Source organism: Bacillus sp. KS1 (assembly GCF_020075515.1).
GTDB classification, from domain to species: domain Bacteria; phylum Bacillota; class Bacilli; order Bacillales; family Bacillaceae; genus Bacillus; species Bacillus velezensis.
In genome coordinates this window covers 141,372-160,077 of the sequence record NZ_JACAWW010000013.1, presented here as the reverse complement: position 1 = coordinate 160,077, position 18,706 = coordinate 141,372, and the positions used below count along the sequence as shown (strand labels likewise).

19 protein-coding genes and 1 tRNA gene are annotated in these 18,706 nt (G+C 41.2%); 16 read left to right on the top strand and 4 right to left on the bottom strand.

Annotated features, from left to right (window positions below):
* Positions 1-14 precede the first annotated feature (14 nt).
* The 6 genes from HWY38_RS06660 to tsaD all read left to right on the top strand — a co-directional run bounded on the left by HWY38_RS06660 (position 15) and on the right by tsaD (position 3,913).
* Positions 15-91: transfer RNA gene (locus HWY38_RS06660), tRNA-Asp, on the top strand.
* A gap of 183 nt (positions 92-274) precedes the next feature.
* Positions 275-1,252, top strand: coding sequence for a thiamine-phosphate kinase (gene thiL / locus HWY38_RS06655; protein WP_224181497.1), 978 nt, complete (start codon positions 275-277; stop codon positions 1,250-1,252).
* 15 nt (positions 1,253-1,267) lie between these two features.
* On the top strand, positions 1,268-1,744 hold the full coding sequence (tsaE, locus tag HWY38_RS06650; RefSeq protein ID WP_224181496.1) for a tRNA (adenosine(37)-N6)-threonylcarbamoyltransferase complex ATPase subunit type 1 TsaE: 477 nt from the start codon (positions 1,268-1,270) through the stop codon (positions 1,742-1,744).
* A complete protein-coding gene (gene tsaB / locus HWY38_RS06645; RefSeq protein WP_224181495.1) occupies positions 1,725-2,414 on the top strand; it encodes a tRNA (adenosine(37)-N6)-threonylcarbamoyltransferase complex dimerization subunit type 1 TsaB in 690 nt (229 codons plus the stop codon). Before tsaE ends, tsaB begins: the two co-directional genes overlap by 20 nt.
* A gap of 10 nt (positions 2,415-2,424) precedes the next feature.
* Complete coding sequence (gene rimI, locus HWY38_RS06640; protein ID WP_003155993.1) at positions 2,425-2,880, top strand: ribosomal protein S18-alanine N-acetyltransferase; 456 nt, start codon at positions 2,425-2,427, stop codon at positions 2,878-2,880.
* On the top strand, positions 2,873-3,913 hold the full coding sequence (tsaD, locus tag HWY38_RS06635; RefSeq protein ID WP_224181494.1) for a tRNA (adenosine(37)-N6)-threonylcarbamoyltransferase complex transferase subunit TsaD: 1,041 nt from the start codon (positions 2,873-2,875) through the stop codon (positions 3,911-3,913). The genes rimI and tsaD overlap by 8 nt, the downstream gene beginning before the upstream one ends.
* A 222-nt stretch (positions 3,914-4,135) precedes the next feature.
* On the opposite strand, the gene HWY38_RS06630 is transcribed toward tsaD, so the two are convergent.
* Positions 4,136-6,064, bottom strand: coding sequence for an ABC-F family ATP-binding cassette domain-containing protein (locus HWY38_RS06630; RefSeq protein WP_224181493.1), 1,929 nt, complete (start codon positions 6,062-6,064; stop codon positions 4,136-4,138).
* Between the two features lie 139 nt (positions 6,065-6,203).
* Between HWY38_RS06630 and moaC the strand changes: the two genes are divergently transcribed.
* Genes moaC through tatC form a run of 4 tightly spaced genes read left to right on the top strand, consistent with a single transcriptional unit; the run spans position 6,204 to position 8,314 of the window.
* Positions 6,204-6,716, top strand: a complete 513-nt coding sequence (moaC, locus tag HWY38_RS06625; protein ID WP_224181492.1) for a cyclic pyranopterin monophosphate synthase MoaC — start codon at positions 6,204-6,206, stop codon at positions 6,714-6,716.
* Complete coding sequence (locus HWY38_RS06620) at positions 6,713-7,360, top strand: redox-sensing transcriptional repressor Rex (RefSeq protein ID WP_003155984.1); 648 nt, start codon at positions 6,713-6,715, stop codon at positions 7,358-7,360. Before moaC ends, HWY38_RS06620 begins: the two co-directional genes overlap by 4 nt.
* An 18-nt stretch (positions 7,361-7,378) precedes the next feature.
* Positions 7,379-7,549, top strand: coding sequence for a twin-arginine translocase TatA/TatE family subunit (locus HWY38_RS06615; protein ID WP_003155981.1), 171 nt, complete (start codon positions 7,379-7,381; stop codon positions 7,547-7,549).
* A 6-nt stretch (positions 7,550-7,555) separates the two neighbouring features.
* Positions 7,556-8,314 (top strand): twin-arginine translocase subunit TatC, encoded by a 759-nt coding sequence (tatC, locus tag HWY38_RS06610; protein ID WP_007609791.1) that lies wholly within the window; start codon positions 7,556-7,558, stop codon positions 8,312-8,314.
* Positions 8,315-8,351: 37 nt separating this feature from the next.
* Here the strand turns inward: tatC and HWY38_RS06605 are convergent, their stop codons facing one another.
* Both HWY38_RS06605 and HWY38_RS06600 read right to left on the bottom strand, forming a co-directional pair.
* Positions 8,352-8,543 carry a YdiK family protein gene (locus HWY38_RS06605; protein ID WP_003155975.1) on the bottom strand — a complete coding sequence of 64 codons (192 nt, stop codon included), beginning with the start codon at positions 8,541-8,543 and terminating at the stop codon, positions 8,352-8,354.
* Positions 8,540-9,274 (bottom strand): CPBP family intramembrane glutamic endopeptidase, encoded by a 735-nt coding sequence (locus HWY38_RS06600; RefSeq protein ID WP_224181491.1) that lies wholly within the window; start codon positions 9,272-9,274, stop codon positions 8,540-8,542. The genes HWY38_RS06605 and HWY38_RS06600 overlap by 4 nt, the downstream gene beginning before the upstream one ends.
* Positions 9,275-9,510: 236 nt before the next feature.
* Between HWY38_RS06600 and groES the strand changes: the two genes are divergently transcribed.
* Together groES and groL are read left to right on the top strand one after the other, a co-directional pair.
* Positions 9,511-9,795, top strand: a complete 285-nt coding sequence (gene groES / locus HWY38_RS06595) for a co-chaperone GroES (protein ID WP_003155970.1) — start codon at positions 9,511-9,513, stop codon at positions 9,793-9,795.
* 41 nt (positions 9,796-9,836) lie between these two features.
* Complete coding sequence (groL, locus tag HWY38_RS06590; protein WP_003155941.1) at positions 9,837-11,471, top strand: chaperonin GroEL; 1,635 nt, start codon at positions 9,837-9,839, stop codon at positions 11,469-11,471.
* 524 nt (positions 11,472-11,995) lie between these two features.
* Here the strand turns inward: groL and HWY38_RS06585 are convergent.
* The gene (locus tag HWY38_RS06585) at positions 11,996-13,078 is read right to left on the bottom strand and encodes a DNA sulfur modification protein DndB (RefSeq protein ID WP_224181490.1); all 1,083 of its coding nucleotides are present in this window, start codon (positions 13,076-13,078) and stop codon (positions 11,996-11,998) included.
* Between the two features lie 701 nt (positions 13,079-13,779).
* On the opposite strand from HWY38_RS06585, the gene HWY38_RS06580 reads away from it, so the two are divergent.
* The 4 genes from HWY38_RS06580 (at position 13,780) to HWY38_RS19190 (ending at position 18,705) form a co-directional block, all read left to right on the top strand.
* Positions 13,780-14,772: a hypothetical protein gene (locus tag HWY38_RS06580; RefSeq protein WP_224181489.1), complete on the top strand. Its 993-nt coding sequence runs from the start codon at positions 13,780-13,782 to the stop codon at positions 14,770-14,772.
* A 555-nt stretch (positions 14,773-15,327) separates the two neighbouring features.
* A complete protein-coding gene (locus tag HWY38_RS06575) occupies positions 15,328-15,897 on the top strand; it encodes a restriction endonuclease subunit S (protein WP_224181488.1) in 570 nt (189 codons plus the stop codon).
* Positions 15,898-15,917: 20 nt separating this feature from the next.
* Entirely contained in the window at positions 15,918-17,510 is a 1,593-nt protein-coding gene (locus HWY38_RS06570) for a type I restriction-modification system subunit M (RefSeq protein ID WP_224181487.1), read from the top strand.
* Positions 17,500-18,705, top strand: a complete 1,206-nt coding sequence (locus HWY38_RS19190) for a restriction endonuclease subunit S (RefSeq protein WP_224181486.1) — start codon at positions 17,500-17,502, stop codon at positions 18,703-18,705. The genes HWY38_RS06570 and HWY38_RS19190 overlap by 11 nt, the downstream gene beginning before the upstream one ends.
* The last annotated feature ends 1 nt before the right edge of the window (position 18,706 follow it).

The window sequence follows — 18,706 nt, the reverse complement described above, 5'->3', positions numbered from 1 at the left end:
CGCAACCAAAAAATGGTCCGGTAGTTCAGTTGGTTAGAATGCCTGCCTGTCACGCAGGAGGTCGCGGGTTCGAGTCCCGTCCGGACCGCCATTTTTATTGTAAACGAAACGATCATGTTTTCGTTTTTTTTTGTGTTTTCTTTTAAATGCTGGCAGCTTGGTATCTAACCAAGCTTTCTTTTATATCGTTAAAGTCTTGGATATTGAAACATAATCCTATACACTAGAAAGAGCTGTATTTCACAAGAGCGTCAGAAAGGGAGACGGGAGATATATGGATGAGTTTGATTTGATTCACAGTATTACGCCGCATTCGCATCATCATCCTTCCGTCGATGTAGGGATCGGTGATGATGGTGCGGTTTATACAGCGTCACCCCATATGCAGCAAATTATCTGCCTTGATACAATGGTGGAGAATGTCCATTTTAAATTAGAGTATTCCTCTCCTCATGATATCGGTTATAAGGCGCTTGCTGTTAACATTAGTGACGTGGCGGCGATGGGAGGCATTCCGAAGTTTTATTTGGTGTCTCTAGCGGTTCCTTCTTGCTGGCAGAAAGCTGACGTCCAGGCAATGTATGAAGGAATGGCGGAACTGGCGAAACTATATCAAATGGATTTGATCGGGGGAGATACCGTCTCCGCTTCCGGTCAAGCTGTTATTACCGTTACTGTCATCGGAGAAGTTGAGAAGGATCGCGCTTGTCTGCGAAGCTCGGCAAGACCCGGGGATGTTGTGTTTGTTACGGGGGATATCGGTTCGTCTGCAGCAGGACTGTCTCTTTTATTGGGAGAAACACTCCCTTCTGCTTTTCATACGAGTGATTATTTTATTCGAAAACATAAACGGCCCGTTCCGAGAGTTCAGGTCGGCCGCTTCTGCTCTCAGCTTCAGCGCGCGGCTCTGAATGATATCAGTGACGGATTGGCCAGTGAGCTGCATGAAATAGCTGCGGCAAGTTCAGTTACGATAGAAATTGAAGAGCAACTTCTGCCGGTGCATCCGGATTTGTCTGAGGCAGATTCTAAGTGGAGAAAATGGGTGTTATTCGGCGGTGAAGATTTTGAATTGGTTGGAACGGTTTCTCAGCAAGAGTGGATTTCTTTGCTTGATTACTGCACTCAATCAGGCATTCCGATTGCGAAGATAGGAGCGGTATCTGAACGGAAGGAAGCCTGTGTTCTTTTGACAGCCAATGATCAGAGACAAATCGTCCTTGAGAAAAAAGGATACAATCATTTTAAATAAGACGGGTGACTCACTTTGAAGACATTACAATGGAGAACGAAAAACCCCGAAGAAACGAAAGCCGTAGCTAAGCTTGCCGCTTCTTTGGCAAAGCCGGGATACATTTTGACACTGGAAGGCGACTTAGGCGCGGGAAAAACGACTTTTACAAAGGGTTTTGCCGAAGGACTGGGAATCACGAGAGTGGTAAACAGCCCGACTTTTACAATTATAAAAGAATACCATGACGGTTCGCTTCCTCTATATCATATGGATGTGTATCGTATGGAGGATGAAAGCGAAGACTTAGGGCTTGAAGAATATTTTGAGGGACAAGGCGTCTGTTTAATTGAATGGGCTCATTTAATTCAGGATCAGCTGCCTGCTGAACGGCTGCAGATCGTCATCACAAGAGCCGGTGATGAGGCAAGGGACATTACCTTTACGGCTTGCGGAACACGGTATGAAACGCTTTGTGAGGAGATAAATAAACATGACAATACTGGCAATTGATACGTCAAATTACACGCTGGGTGCCGCGCTCGTTCGTGACAAAACGGTGATGGCGGAGTATATTACATATTTAAAAAAGAATCATTCCGTGCGGGCCATGCCTGCTGTCAATTCATTGCTGCAGGATTGCGGCCTAACACCGCAGGACCTTACAAAAATAGCGGTGGCGAAAGGACCGGGATCGTACACAGGTGTCAGAATCGGTGTGACACTGGCAAAAACATTGGCATGGTCGCTGAAGCTTCCGGTTTCCGCTGTCTCGAGTCTGGAGGTGCTGGCGGCTAACGGACGGCACTTTCAAGGACTGATCTGCCCGTTATTTGATGCCCGGCGCGGACAGGTATATACGGGACTTTATGAATATCAGGACGGCCGATTACAATCCGTTCTTCCTGATCAGAATGTTCTTTTGACTGATTGGCTCGGCATGCTGAAAGAAAAAGCGTCTCCGGTTTTATTTTTAGGGCACGATACAGCCATTCATGAAGAAACCATTCTGCATGAGCTTACATCTCAAGCAGTGATAGGAACGGCTGCACAGCATAATCCACGGCCGTCAGAGCTGGCGTTTTTAGGCTTGGAAAAAGAAGAAACGGATGTCCACAGCCTTGTTCCGGATTATTTGCGTCTGGCAGAGGCTGAAGCGAAATGGATGGAATCTCAAAAATAGGGTGATAGGGATGAAAACGAAAACGGCGATTCGAAGCATGCGGCCGGAAGATATTGATCAAATTTATGAAATTGAAACAGCATCCTTTACTTCTCCGTGGACGAAGGATTCATTTTATCATGAGCTTTTGGAAAATCCGTATGCCCACTACCTTGTCATTGAAAAGGACGGCTGTCTGGCAGGGTATTGCGGAATCTGGATTATTATAGATGACGCGCAGATTACGAACATAGCCATTAAGCCGGAATATCGGGGCCAATCATTGGGAGAAGCGCTGTTTCGCTCTGCGATAGAATTGTGCAGAGAAAAAAAGGCAAGAAGGCTCTCTCTCGAAGTCAGGGTCTCAAATCATCCCGCCCAATCCTTATATAAAAAATTCGGTCTTCAGGCCGGAGGAATCAGAAAACAATACTATACAGATAACGGGGAAGATGCGTTATTAATGTGGGTGACATTACATGAGTGAAAAACAAGATATTTATGTATTAGGAATCGAAACAAGCTGTGATGAAACAGCGGCCTCAGTCGTAAAAAACGGGAATGAAATTATTTCAAACGTTGTCGCTTCTCAAATAGAAAGCCATAAACGTTTCGGCGGGGTCGTGCCTGAAATAGCGTCCAGACATCATGTGGAGCAGATTACCCTTGTGATTGAGGAAGCTCTTTCAAAAGCGGAGATGGGCTTTGATGATCTTGATGCGATTGCTGTAACGGAAGGACCCGGACTTGTCGGAGCCCTGTTAATCGGAGTCAATGCGGCAAAGGCGTTAAGCTTTGCCCATCAAATACCGTTAGTCGGCGTCCATCACATCGCGGGCCATATTTATGCAAACAGGCTGATAGGAGAACTTCAATTCCCGGCGCTTGCTTTGGTTGTGTCAGGCGGACATACGGAATTGGTTTATATGAAAGAGCACGGTTCATTCGAGGTTATCGGTGAAACGCTGGATGATGCCGCAGGCGAAGCTTACGACAAAGTGGCAAGAACGATGGGGCTTCCTTATCCGGGAGGGCCGCAGATTGATAAGCTGGCTGCTGTGGGAACGGATTCCATTCCGCTTCCGCGTGCGTGGCTGGAAGAAGGGTCTTACAATTTCAGCTTCAGCGGCCTGAAGTCAGCCGTGATTAACACGCTTCATAACGCCTCGCAAAAAAATGAGGTGATTCCTCCGGAGGATCTTGCCGCAAGCTTTCAGCAGAGTGTCATTGATGTACTGACGGCAAAAACCTCTAAGGCCGCGAAAGAATACGGGGTTAAACAAGTGCTGCTGGCAGGGGGCGTAGCCGCTAACAAAGGGCTGAGAGCCGCACTGCAGCAGGAATTCAGCCATTCGGGAGATCCCGAGCTTATCATCCCGCCGCTTTCTTTATGCACGGACAATGCAGCGATGATTGCGGCTGCCGGAACCGTTGCTTTTGAAAAGGGGATCAAGGGCTCATATGATATGAACGGACAGCCTGGTTTGGAATTAACATCCTTTGATCGTCTCACGTTGTAAAACGTGAGGCTTTTTTTACTTATTAACAGATAATTCTAACATATCCACAGGATTGTGATTATATTCAGAAATCCAGGCTGGATAAGAGGCTGTAAGTTGTTAGTAAAGTGGATAAAGTCAGAAAATTTTGTGGATAGTGTGTATAACACGCTTACTTACATGGCTGACAAGGAGGATAGCTGTGGATAAAAAAGCACCCCTTAAAGAGGTGCTTGACTTTTTCTATTCTTCTGAGGAGAGTTCCTCCCATTCTGCTAATAAGTTTTCGAGCTCTTGATTCAGAGCTTCATTCTCCGCGTGAATGGTCTGTACCTTTTCATGATCCTGATACACGTCAGGATCGCACAGCAGCTCCTCATTGGCGCTGATTTTCTCTTCGGCGGATGAGACGGCTGCTTCAATTTCTTCAATACGTCTCAGGCGCTGCCGTTCCTTCTTCTTCCATTCTTTTTCTTCCTCGTAAGTTCTTTTCGTATCCTGTTTGACTTTGCCGGCAGGCTGAGCCTGCTCTTTTTCCTGCCGCTTCATTTCTTCCAGTTCCAGCTGCTGGGCTTTTTTCTCGGTGTAATAGTCATAGTCTCCCAAATATTCTTCTGCATGATCAGGTGACAGCTCCAGCACTCTTGTGGCGATTCTGTTAATAAAGTAGCGGTCATGCGATACAAATAACAGTGTTCCCGGGTAGTCGATCAGGGCGTTTTCCAGCACCTCTTTACTGTCCAGGTCAAGGTGGTTTGTCGGTTCATCTAGGATGAGAAAGTTTGCTTTTTGAAGCATCAGCTTGGCAAGCGCGACTCTTGCTTTCTCCCCGCCGCTTAACGAGCGGACCGGTTTCAGGACATCGTCTCCGCTGAACAGGAAGTTGCCGAGGCATGTCCTGATCTCTTTTTCCGGCATGTCCGGATATTCATCCCACAGCTCGTCCAGCACGCGTTTGGACGAGGTCAGTTCAGCCTGCTCCTGATCATAATAGCCGATTGTGACATTGGAACCGTACGTGATCGATCCGGATTCCGGAGTGATTGTATTCATAATGGTTTTCAGCAAGGTTGATTTGCCGATTCCGTTCGGTCCGACGAGGGCGGCGCTTTCGCCTCTTGTGATGCCGAAGGTAAGGTTTTTCAAGAGCGGCGGCTGGCCGTCATAGCTGATGGAAACATCCTGTACGCGCAGGACGTCGTTTCCGCTCTGTTTTGTAATGTCAAAACGGAAGGCGGCTGATTTTTCATCCCCGAGCGGCTTTGCCATGACGTCCATCCGTTCAAGCTGTTTTCGTCTGCTTTGAGCTCTTTTCGTTGTAGAAGCTCTGGCCAGATTGCGGTCGACAAAATCTTGAAGCTTGGCGATTTCGTCCTGCTGTTTTTCATACAGCTTCAGGTCTTTCTCATACTGCTCGGCTTTTTGTTCTAAATAGGCGCTGTAGTTGCCGAGGTATTTTTTGCTTTCTGTCCGTGAGACCTCGTACACTTGGCTGACGACTTTATCAAGAAAGTATCGGTCGTGGGAAACGATCAGGATTGCGCCTGAATATCCCTGTAAATAATGCTCAAGCCATGTAAGCGTATCGATGTCGAGATGGTTCGTCGGTTCATCCAGAATAAGCAGATCAGGCTGGGTCAGCAGCAGCTTTCCGAGCGCAAGCCTTGTTTTCTGGCCGCCGCTCAGGCTTTGCACTTTCACGGAATCGTCAAATTTTCCGAAGCCGAGGCCGTGAAGGATAGATCGGACATCCGCTTCATATTGATAGCCGCCTTTATCCTTGAAATCCTGCTGAAGCCTGTCATAGGTTTTCATCAGCGTCTCAAGCTCCGCGGGGGCGGCCGTGGCCATCTTTTCTTCAATAGAGCGCATCTCTTTTTCCATTGCTTTCAGGAAATCAAAAACGCTCAGCAGTTCTTCTTTTATGGTAAGCTGGGATTCCAAGCCTGAGTGCTGGGCAAGATATCCCATCGTTAATTCTTTCGGTTTGATTAATTCACCCTTTTCATATGAAAGGTGACCTGCGATAATTTTAAGGAGAGTTGATTTGCCGGCTCCGTTTCTGCCTACTATGGCGATGCGATCCCGAGATCTGACTTCAAGCTTTATATTGTTTAAAATAGGATCAGCGCCAAAAGATTTGGATAGCTGATTAATTTGTAAGATCATCATATTATTTCACCTCTGTTATAATAAGTTAAGTGTAGCTTATCAACCTGCTGTCAGCAAACAATACATCAGAATTGGAACATTATAGGATAAGACATCAGGGAGAAAATAGTGTATGATCAGAAGTAAGGAGAGTTTAAATATGAATGGATTTTCTCATTTTAATGAAGAAGGCCGTGCCCGCATGGTGGATATAAGCGATAAATCTTCAACAGTCCGTACTGCCGCTGCGATATCCAGCGTACACATGAAGCATGACGTGTACAGCAGAATCAAAAACCGCGAGATCGGAAAAGGAGACGTGCTGGCTGTCGCACAGGTGGCAGGAATTATGGCCGCAAAACAGACGTCAGCGATTATCCCGATGTGCCACCCGCTTTCTTTAAGCAGCGTCGACATTTCATTCGGCTGGGAGGAAAACGATTCCGAAGCCGTTCTTCATATACAGGCAAGCGTAAAAACGAAAGGGAGTACAGGTGTGGAAATGGAAGCGCTAACTTCCGCTTCAGTCTGCGCTTTGACCGTTTATGATATGTGCAAGGCGCTGGATAAAGGAATGGTCATCGGCCCGACCTGCCTCATGGAAAAAACAGGAGGCAAAAACGGTGATTTTAAAAGAGATGCATCTGAGTATAAAGTGGAGGACCAATCATGAACAAGGATCAATCAAAAATTCCACAGGCGACGGCAAAACGGCTGCCGCTTTATTATCGCTTTTTAAAGAATTTACACGCGTCAGGAAAGCAGCGTGTTTCATCAGCTGAACTGAGCGACGCGGTAAAAGTCGATTCGGCCACGATCCGCCGGGATTTTTCCTATTTCGGGGCGCTCGGCAAAAAAGGATACGGCTATAATGTGGATTACCTGCTGTCATTTTTCAGAAAAACACTGGATCAGGATGAAACGACGAACGTCATTTTGATCGGTGTCGGGAATTTAGGGACGGCGTTTCTTCACTATAATTTCACAAAAAATAATAACACAAAAATATCTATGGCTTTTGATGTGAATCAGAGTAAAATAGGAACTGAGGTAGGCGGTGTGCCTGTCTTTGATCTTAATGATTTAGAGCTTCACATTAAGGATGAACCCGTGGCGATTCTTACCGTTCCGGCGGTTGCCGCCCAGTCAATCACCGACCGGCTCGTGTCGCTCGGAATCAAGGGAATCCTTAACTTTACGCCGGCCCGTTTGAATGTGCCGGATCACATTCGAATTCATCATATAGATTTAGCTGTAGAGCTTCAATCATTGGTTTATTTCTTAAAGCATTATTCTGTTTTGGAAGAAATTGAATAGCGAAAGGAGGAGCTGCACATGATTGGTCCTGGAAGCCTGGCGGTTATCGGTGTGGTGGCGGTGATTATTTTCGGTCCGAAGAAGCTTCCCGAATTAGGAAAAGCGGCGGGGGACACGCTTCGAGAATTTAAGAACGCTACTAAGGGATTAGCCGGTGAAGAAGAGGAAAAAAAGAAAGAAGAACAGTAAGATAGGATGACGCGTATGAGAGTGAATCAAATGACGCTTGTGGAGCATATTGCCGAACTTCGGAAACGATTGCTGATTGTGGCGTTATCCTTTACGGTTTTCTTTATTGCCGGCTTTTTTCTGGCAAAACCTATCATTGTGTATCTTCAAAAAGCCGATGAAGTAAAAGAGCTCACCCTTAATGCTTTTAACCTGACGGATCCGCTGTTTATCTTTTTGCAGTTCGCGTTTATCATCGGCATCATTTTGACTTCGCCGATTATTCTCTATCAGATTTGGGCGTTTGTCAGCCCGGGTCTGTACGAGAAGGAGCGCAAAGTAACACTCAGCTATATTCCGATTTCGATCGTGCTGTTTGTCGGCGGTGTGTCGTTTTCTTATTATATTTTATTTCCGCTGGTCGTTGATTTTATGAAGCGGGTCTCGAATGACCTCGATGTCAACCAGGTGATCGGGATCACCGAGTACTTTCATTTTCTGCTGCAGCTGACGATTCCGTTCGGACTGCTGTTTCAGATGCCGGTGCTGATCATGTTTTTAACGAGACTCGGTGTTATCACGCCGAGGTTTTTATCGAAGATCAGGAAGTACGCATATTTTGTGCTGCTTGTGATCGCCGCGATGATTGCGCCGCCTGAGCTGCTGTCTCACTTGATGATTACCATTCCGCTTTGCATTTTATACGAGATCAGTATCCTGATTTCAAAAGCGGCGTACCGGAAAAGGCAGACCGGCAGTGAATCTGACCAGGACGTATCAGCATAAAAAAGCCATTTCTCAATGATGAGAAATGGCTTTTCTTTTATTTTTGATTTTTTTTCACTTTAAATGAGAAGGCGAACATTTTAAACGAGATGCTGATATTATAAGCGGCGAAAACCATCAGCAGTATGGAATAAAAAGACCACATGCTTCCCGGAGAGCTTGCGGCCAAATACGTAAAGATACAGCCGACTGCGAAATAAATCAAGCCCCAAGTCATTGGGTTCCTCATACAAACAATCCTCCAATAATTAATTGCATTTGCTCACTATGCTGTTCAATATATTTTTGGGCGGGGCCGAGCTGCATGACCACGACAATGGTATTCATCATGACATGGGCGAATATCGGCACAATAATCCGTTTCGTCTGCACATACAAGAACGCAAAGGTAAAGCCCATGGCCGTATACAGCAGCAGGTGCGTGAGGTCTTGATGCACAATGCCGAAAATGACGGAACTGATCAGTCCGGCGATAAAGAAATTCGTTTTTTCATATAATACACCGAAGATGATCTTCCGGAAAATGATTTCTTCAAGAATCGGCCCGACGATAGAAGAAACGATAATCATGAGCGGCATGGCTTTAATAATGTTGAGAATGGCTTTCGTGTTTTCGGAACCGCTGCCCACATGAAAGACATACTGCTCAATCATCCCGGCGATTCCCTGAGAAAATAAAGCGAGCCATATTCCCGCGACCGCCCAGAGAACGGACATGCCGGCGGATGCTTTCTTCCCGTTTCTTAATGTCTGCTTCGGCGCGGTTCTCAAAATCAAGAGAACGATAATCAGGCAGATAAAAAAGCTTACGACGGAATAAATCCCCTGAGCCATGGTGAGATTCTCATTCGTAGGGTGCCCGCCCGCATAGCCGAATTTGTACATTAAAGGAATGCCGATCAATGCGGAAAGCTGCATGATAACATATGTCAAAATGATATACCAATACTGTTTTCTCAAATGATATGTACTCCTTTATCCTATAAAATCAACTTATTTGTTCTTATTGTAACACAAGTGAACTTGACGTGAAAAAAGGAGAAAATCAGTGCGAGAGAGAATCATGTAAGCGTGAAAATTTTTTATTCTTATGACTTGAAATTGGAAGTGAGATTCTTTATTATAATAACTGTGTTAGCACTCTTTAGAGCTGAGTGCTAAAATTACATATTCATACTATTGAGGAGGTTATTACATTGTTAAAGCCATTAGGTGATCGCGTTGTCATTGAACTCGTAGAATCTGAAGAAAAAACTGCCAGCGGAATCGTATTACCGGATTCTGCAAAAGAAAAGCCGCAAGAAGGCAAAATCGTGGCAGCCGGTTCAGGTCGCGTGTTGGAAAGCGGAGAGCGCGTTGCTTTAGAAGTAAAAGAGGGCGACCGCATTATCTTCTCAAAATACGCCGGTACTGAAGTGAAATACGAAGGTACTGAATACTTAATCTTACGTGAAAGCGACATTTTAGCTGTAATCGGCTAAGCAAATAAATATTTTTAAAAATTCGAGGAGGTTTCGTTAACATGGCAAAAGATATTAAGTTTAGTGAAGAAGCACGCCGCGCTATGCTTCGCGGTGTCGATGCGCTTGCTGACGCTGTAAAAGTAACTTTAGGGCCAAAAGGACGCAACGTGGTTCTGGAGAAAAAATTCGGTTCTCCGTTAATTACAAATGACGGTGTGACAATCGCAAAAGAAATTGAACTTGAAGATGCGTTTGAAAACATGGGTGCGAAGCTTGTAGCTGAAGTAGCCAGCAAAACAAACGACGTTGCTGGTGACGGTACGACGACTGCGACTGTACTTGCGCAGGCTATGATCCGCGAAGGCCTTAAAAACGTAACTGCGGGGGCTAACCCTGTCGGCGTGCGTAAAGGTATGGAACAAGCCGTGACTGTAGCAATCGAAAACTTAAAAGAAATTTCTAAGCCGATCGAAGGCAAAGAGTCTATCGCTCAGGTTGCTGCGATCTCTGCTGCTGATGAGGAAGTCGGAAGCCTTATCGCTGAAGCAATGGAGCGCGTAGGAAACGACGGCGTCATCACAATCGAAGAGTCTAAAGGATTCACAACTGAGCTTGAAGTTGTTGAAGGTATGCAATTCGACCGCGGATATGCGTCTCCTTACATGGTGACTGACTCTGATAAGATGGAAGCGGTTCTTGACAATCCTTACATCTTAATCACAGACAAAAAAATCACAAACATTCAAGAAATCCTTCCTGTGCTTGAGCAAGTTGTACAGCAAGGCAAACCATTGCTTCTGATCGCTGAAGATGTTGAAGGGGAAGCTCTTGCTACACTCGTTGTCAACAAACTTCGCGGCACATTCAACGCTGTTGCCGTTAAAGCTCCTGGCTTCGGTGACCGCCGTAAAGCAATGCTTGAAGACATCTCTGTTCTTACAGGCGGAGAAGTAATCACAGAAGACTTAGGCCTTGACCTGAAATCTACTGAAATCGGACAATTGGGACGCGCTTCTAAAGTTGTGGTAACGAAAGAAAACACAACAATCGTAGAAGGCGCCGGCGACACTGAAAAAATCGCTGCACGCGTCAACCAAATCCGCGCTCAAGTGGAAGAAACAACTTCTGAATTCGACAGAGAAAAATTACAAGAGCGTCTTGCGAAACTTGCCGGCGGCGTAGCAGTCATCAAAGTCGGCGCTGCGACTGAAACTGAGCTGAAAGAGCGTAAACTTCGCATCGAAGACGCCCTCAACTCAACTCGCGCAGCTGTTGAAGAAGGCATCGTATCCGGCGGTGGTACAGCGCTTGTCAACGTATACAACAAAGTTGCTGCAGTTGAAGCTGAAGGCGATGCGCAAACAGGTATCAACATCGTGCTTCGCGCGCTTGAAGAGCCGATCCGTCAAATCGCGCACAATGCAGGTCTTGAAGGATCTGTCATCGTTGAGCGCCTGAAAAACGAAAAAATCGGCGTAGGCTTCAACGCTGCAACCGGCGAATGGGTAAACATGATCGAAAAAGGAATCGTTGACCCGACAAAAGTTACACGTTCAGCCCTGCAAAACGCAGCTTCTGTAGCAGCAATGCTCTTAACAACTGAAGCCGTTGTCGCTGACAAACCGGAAGAAAACGCCGGCGGCGCAGGAATGCCTGACATGGGCGGCATGGGCGGTATGGGAGGAATGATGTAATAAGGGTGTAAAAACCTTATTATATCAACGTCTGAAATGATAATATGTTTCTTGTCCTTGTTTTCTAAAAGTCAAGGCATACCATGCACGCAAGAATAGTTCTTACTATAGGAGAAGGTCTTTCATCAGTTTACTAAACTGTTGGGAGGCCTTTTCTTATCTATTTAAGTTCATGAGTGTATAGAAATTCATTGAGATATTAATATCTGTATGTCCAAGTCCTGTTTTTAGATTCACTCAATAAAAAGTATAAGTATGTCTAAATGAGTGTGGGGTAAAGTTCTTATTTTGGCTGCTTTTTAAAAGTCTAAAAATAAAGAGGAATTCTGGTGGTGATCGTGTCGGAACGATTGTGTTAGCAGGAAAGGATTAATTCGTGGTCGGAGGAGAAAACTTATCGGATTAAGAGCATATGACGTTGGAATAACCTGAGAGACTCAGTTAATTACTTTTAAAAAAATTTTTAATCCTTTATAAATTTTGCAAAAAAAGCCGCTTTATAAAATGAGCGGCTCATTTTTTTATCATTTTTTCAAAGCGTTTATTAAAGCTTCATATACCCCATTAATGCCAGCGCTAGTACCAGTATAAACAAACTTATTTTTTTCAGGAATATAGCTACCTCCGTAACCTTCCCATACAGAACTTCTATGAGACCAATCTATAGTGCCTAACTTTTTAATTTCACCTTCCCAATCGATAGTACTTTGATTATAAATCACTTCGTTTAAGTACTTACCAATTCCTTGTAGTGTGGCCGCTGTGCCAATAATGTACTTTTCGCGATTCGAAGCATCTTCTGGCAATACTTCGAATAGTAAATTAATAATCTCATCAAGCGTATTATGGAATTCATTATAAGTCTCGATGTTTAATTTGCTTTCTTTATCTTTATTTGCACCTGTGATTATATAGCACAACATGTTTCTTAATGTGGAAAGAACCATAATTTGATTATTATTGCTACGTATTTGTGTTTTTTCAGTTTCGATATTCAATCTTAGTAATTGTTCGTTATTTTGAGCTAAATCTTTAGCTAATCTATTGTACTGATCACTTGAATCGAAGTTCAATGCAATTGATTTGTTAGGCTTTCCAGCTAAAAGATTTAAATCATGAAACAATTGTTGTTCTCCTTTCTGATCAATTCCAGTGAAAATAACCACAGGAATAGTCATACCTTCCAAAATATTAAGCTTTTCTATTAGTCTATCTTTTTCATTATTGTTACTTGAATTTTCAATACCTCCTTTCAAGGTAGAAATTGCTAACTTAATTGCTTCTGATCGATGTTGTCCATCATTTATAGAGAAGATAGTGCTGATATCGACATCAATAGTTGATAACTCTTCATTATATTGAATTTCATCTTTACATGTTACTGTAATAGCACTAAAAAAAGTCATTCTTTTTTTATCAATCCCATCTAAAATATACTTTGCAATTGATTTAACACGGGGCTTATTTAATTTACGCTGAACTTCTGGAAAAACCTTAAAAAAACTTTCAAGTTTATTAAAAGGAATCATTGTTACATAAGTATCCTTTCCAAATTGCCTTACTTTTGAACCTTTAAATGAAATTTTAATTGAATTTGTTACAGACATTTTATCACCTCAAAATTGTTATGTGCTAAATTTATCACTAATATGAATTTTTTCAATTTTATGTTTTTTCACGAAGGTTTTTAAAGCCGCTAAAAAACATCTCTTTATAATGGTTACACAGCCGCTCAGTAGGAGATGTTCCATGATATTCAAATGTTTTTGCTGTAATATTAATAATTGGATTTAATTTCTTATGAAAAGTTTGACAAATAAAAAGACCTGTTGTTTAATGATGAATAATGAGCGGCTCGTGAAATTGTATAGAGTATATTAATATGATTATAGAAGAGATTAGTTTGTGTTTTGAAGTAATAAAGTAATCATTTGTACGACAATAGATTTGGAAAGTGACAATGAAAATAAATACTCTAGTTTTGGAAATTAGTAAAGTCATTCGGTTCTTGAGTAAAATAAAATGGAGTAGGCTTAAAAAGGGGTTTTGTTAAATAAACGTACTTACACTCTACAATTTAGGGAACGAGGTATTAAAGTCAAATAGCCACTGTGTGTGGAGTTCGGATTTATAAATATTAGATAAGATTAAAAAATACAGAAAGTATAGTTCTTCAATAACAAGTGTAAGAGATGATTTGTGTTGAAAATCAAGTGTGAAGGTTTGAAACTTTACTCTTGTTTAAACTTCAAAGAAAAATTTGTTTTTATATAGTGAACTAGTTGGGTAATAGAAGGGAGTGATATATATGGGGGTAAAAATAGATAAGGCGGTTTATGCTAAAACAAAAGAACTCATGACGAATATCGAGGCAGATAAACAGGAATTGAATGGGGAAAAGTTCACATGCCCTTATTGTGAGGTAGAATTATCATTTAGAAGATCAGGACAGAGACAATTAGAAAATAGAGTGATTGACGTATCTCCTTACTTTCGCTTGGAAAAAGGTCTCGAACATGAAGGGGAATGTGGATATAATACTTTTGGGCAGATTGAAATTATAGCTCGTAAACCAATGGCATTGAAGGACTTCATGGAAAAGAAGAAAAAAGATCAATATGCTATAAGGCTGCAAGTTGTTAAGAAAGCAATGCTGGAACCGCCAAAAGAAGAGGAAGAAGGAACAACCATAAATCCAACAGGAAAAAGAGATGGTACGAATAAGATATATAAAAATAGTGGATCAATGGCACCCTATCTAAGCAGGATGAAAGATATCATGATTCTGCGTTCTAAAATGGAAGAGAATAAGGATGTAAAAAAACATTTAAAGTTAGAATATAAGAGCAAGACGATTAGTTGGGATAAATTTTATTTTGGTCCTGATTATAAGGAGTTTCTAGTATTATCGAAGTATTTTAGAATTAAGCCGGAGCCGAAGCACCCTATATGTATAGAAGGAATGATAAAGGAGTATCAAATAAAAAAGGACAAAAAGTATAAAAAGTATTATTCTTTTAAGTTAGAAAAACCTTATGTAGAAGATACGGATACAGAAGGCTTCAGGCATATTCCGAGTGTAAGTTTGAATATCTACGAGGAACATGAAAAGTTAATCGAATATGTGGAATCTAATTACAAAAAACATAATAAACAAATAATCGTTTACGGAGACCCTTATGTAACGGTCAATACTTCAACACACAATAAGGTGAAGTATCATAATATCACCATTTGGATTATTCGGACAGCCCAAATTCATTTATTTAATAATGTTTATGAAAAATTGTTTGGAGAATAAAGAGCTTTTATTGAACTATTATATTATTACAACTTCCTTATTTAAAAAGTAGGTTTACAAATTTCTTTATTAACTATTACTATAGATCCAGATGATCGGTGGAATGTTATAATTTTTCTTTCTAGATATTCTGAAGGTTTTGAGTAGATAAATGCTAACTTCTTAATGAATTCATTTAATATTAATAGGATTAGAAGGACCTCTTGGAAATTCACGGGAGGTCTTTTCCGCTGTTTAAAATATTCCTGAAAGACGACAGCCCATAGCCTTTATTTCTGCATGATTGAGTTTTTCTTTTTAAGTCCATAAGCATAGAACTTAAATTCACAAGCTAATTAAGTTCTGATATGTAGGAGAAAGGTCACCTCACTTATTACTTAGATCAATGTATTGTTTGCTCAACTTGAATTGAGGCGACTTTTTATAACTAGTAATTTTTTTGTAATTCTTAAAAAATACGTAAACATTATTGACGGCGTATTTTCAGAGTGATAAGATTCAAATTGTATTAGACTAAGTAATTCTAAAGAAATACTTTTTTGAAGAGGGCGGGATATGCGACTTGAAGAGATTGTAACAGTTAAAATAGGGAGAAACCTCTCTAGAGGACATGAGAAAAATGATCCGACATTAGTTGCTTATACATATGAGGATTTAATAAATGATTTAGATGGCTCGTTTCTAGACTCACAAGTTAGTCCTGATGCTGAACAATCAAATCATAAAGAAAACTATTTGAGCAGTGTCGGGGATGTTGTTTTCAGCTTTGTCAGTTCCAAGGCTGGGATCGTGAGTGACTTAAATCATGGGAAGATCATTAATCAAAACTTTGCGAAACTCATGATTGAACATCATGAGTTGGATCGTCGATATTTATGTTATGCATTAAATGAGTCGCACACAATGAAAAAGCAAATGGCGATTTCCATGCAAGGAAGTAATGTACCGAAATTGACTCCAGCGATATTAAAAGAATTGGAAATTGAGTTACCAAGTATTGAGAAACAACAGACGATTGGAAATGCTTATTTCTGTTTGCGAAAGCGTCAAGCTTTGGCGAAGAAACAAGCGGTACTTGAAGAGCAACTTTATTTAGAGGCATTGAAGAGATTAGACCAACAATAGAAAAAGTGAGGAACACAACTATGGCTGAATTACACTCAAAATTATTTAGCGCCGCAGACAGCTTGCGAAGCAAAATGGATGCATCAGAATATAAAAACTACTTATTAGGATTGATCTTTTACAAATACTTATCTGATAAGTTATTAGAAAAAGTCGTTGAAATTGCAGATGAATCTTTAGAAGAATACAACACACAAGAAAAACAAACGCAATTGTACCGGAGTTTATTAGCGGATGAAGAGATCAAAAATGATTTGATCGAGACGTTAGTCGATACATTAGGTTATGATATTGCGCCAAAGCATTTATTCAATGTATTAGCCAATCAAGCGAAACAAAATACGTTTCAGCTGAATGACTTGAATAAAGCATTTATCGATTTGTCTACGAAATATGACCAATTCAACGGTCTGTTTGATGATGTGGATTTGACATCAAAAAAACTGGGATCAGATGATCAACAACGAAACATTACGATAACGGAAGTACTGAAAGAATTAAATGCTGTCAATGTAATCAGTCATGATGGAGATGTGATTGGGGATGCTTACGAGTACTTAATTGGCCAATTTGCTTCCGAAGCCGGTAAGAAAGCGGGAGAGTTTTACACGCCTCACCAAGTATCTGACATGATGGCGCGTATTGCCGCAATCGGTCAAGAAGACAAAAAATTGTTTAGCGTATTTGACCCAACGATGGGTTCTGGTTCTTTAATGTTAAATATTCGAAACTATATTCATCATCCAGAAAGTATAAAATACCACGGGCAAGAGCTAAACACAACGACGTTTAACCTAGCGAAAATGAACTTAATCTTGCATGGTGTGAATAAAGAAGATATGCGGTTACGCAATGGAGATACATTGAACAAAGATTGGCCGACAGATGAGCCATATACGTTTGATTCTGTTCTGATGAATCCGCCGTACTCTGCCAAATGGTCTGCGGATGCTACATTTTTAGATGATTCACGTTTCAATCGTTACGGCAAGTTAGCGCCAAAATCAAAAGCCGACTTTGCTTTTCTTTTACATGGGTTCTACCATTTGAAAGATTCGGGCACAATGGCCATCGTCTTACCGCATGGGGTCCTGTTCCGTGGAGCGGCAGAGGGTGTAATACGCAAAAAATTATTGGAAGATGGCAGTATTGATGCCGTGATTGGTATGCCAGGTAACTTATTCTTTGGCACATCGATTCCAACAACAGTCATCATCTTGAAGAAAAATCGCAGTACCCGTGATGTGTTGTTTATTGATGCAAGTAAAGAGTTCGTAAAAGGAAAGAACCAAAATAAACTTTCCAAAGAACATATTGATAGAATTGTCGAAACGTATAAGAAACGAGAAGACGTTGAGAAATATGCCCACGTTGCAACATTCGATGAAATCAAACAGAATGATTTCAATTTGAATATTCCTCGATACGTAGATACTTTTGAAGAAGAAGAACCTGTGGATATGGCTGCGATTGGCTCAAAAATCAAAGACATTCGAAAAGAAAAAGAGGAATTAGAGTCTAGCCTATATGACATGATTTCTTCGCTACAATATGATGAAGAAAATGCAGAGTGGATCAAGGGTGCGTTAGAGGTGTTTAAGCGTGGGAAATAAACGAGTGCCAGAAGTGAGATTTGAGGGATTTAGTGGAGAGTGGGAACAGCGAAAGTTGGGAGATTTCACTGAATCTTATTCAGGTGGAACACCGAGTGCAGGAAATAAATTATATTATGGTGGAAGCATTCCTTTTATTAGGTCTGCAGAGATTAATTCAAAAAGCACTGAACTGTTCATAACAGAAGATGGATTAAATAACTCATCAGCTAAAATGGTGGAAAAAGGTGTTATCCTGTATGCTTTGTATGGTGCAACTAGCGGAGAAGTTGGTATAGCAAAAATACATGGTGCTATTAATCAAGCAATATTAGCAATAAAACCTAAGTTCGATGATGATTCTTACTTTATTATTCAATGGCTTAAGAAACAAAAAAGTACAATTATTAATACCTACTTGCAAGGCGGACAAGGAAATTTATCAGGCTCTATAGTAAAAGATTTAATTATACCATTACCTACCAATAAAGATGAACAAATCCAAGTCGGTTCTTTCTGCAAACAACTAGACGACATGATCGCTCTTCATCAGCAAGAACTAACTACCCTCAAACAAACAAAACAGGGATTCTTGCAAAAAATGTTTCCAAAAGAAGGGGAGTCTGTGCCGGAGGTTCGGTTTCCTGGATTTACTGGAGAGTGGGAACAGCGTAAGTTTAAAGACTTTATTTCGAAGGCTGGTAAGAAAAATACAATGGGTGAAAATTATCCAGCATATTCTGTAAGTAATAAAGTGGGACTAGTTAGCCAATCAGAACAATTTGATGGGAGTCGATTAGATAATCTTGATAAAACATCTTATAAGCTAGTTAATCCTAATGAATTCGCATACAATCCAGCTAGAATAAATGTTGGTTCCATAGCATTCAATGACCTCAATAAAACAGTAATTGTGAGCTCACTTTATGTAATATTAAAAATGAGTGAGGAATTGGATAATGAGTTTATTTTACAATTTATTAAATCGCAATTTTTTATTGATGAGGTAAGAAAAAATACGGAAGGAAGCGTAAGAGAGTATTTATTCTTTGAAAATTTTAAAAATATTAAGTTCCCTTACACTTCTAGCAAAGATGAGCAAACTAAAATCGGCAACTTCTTCAAACAACTAGACGACACCATCACCCTTCATCAACGAGAATTAGACGCCTTAAAAGAAACGAAAAAAGCTTTCCTACAAAAGATGTTTGTCTAAC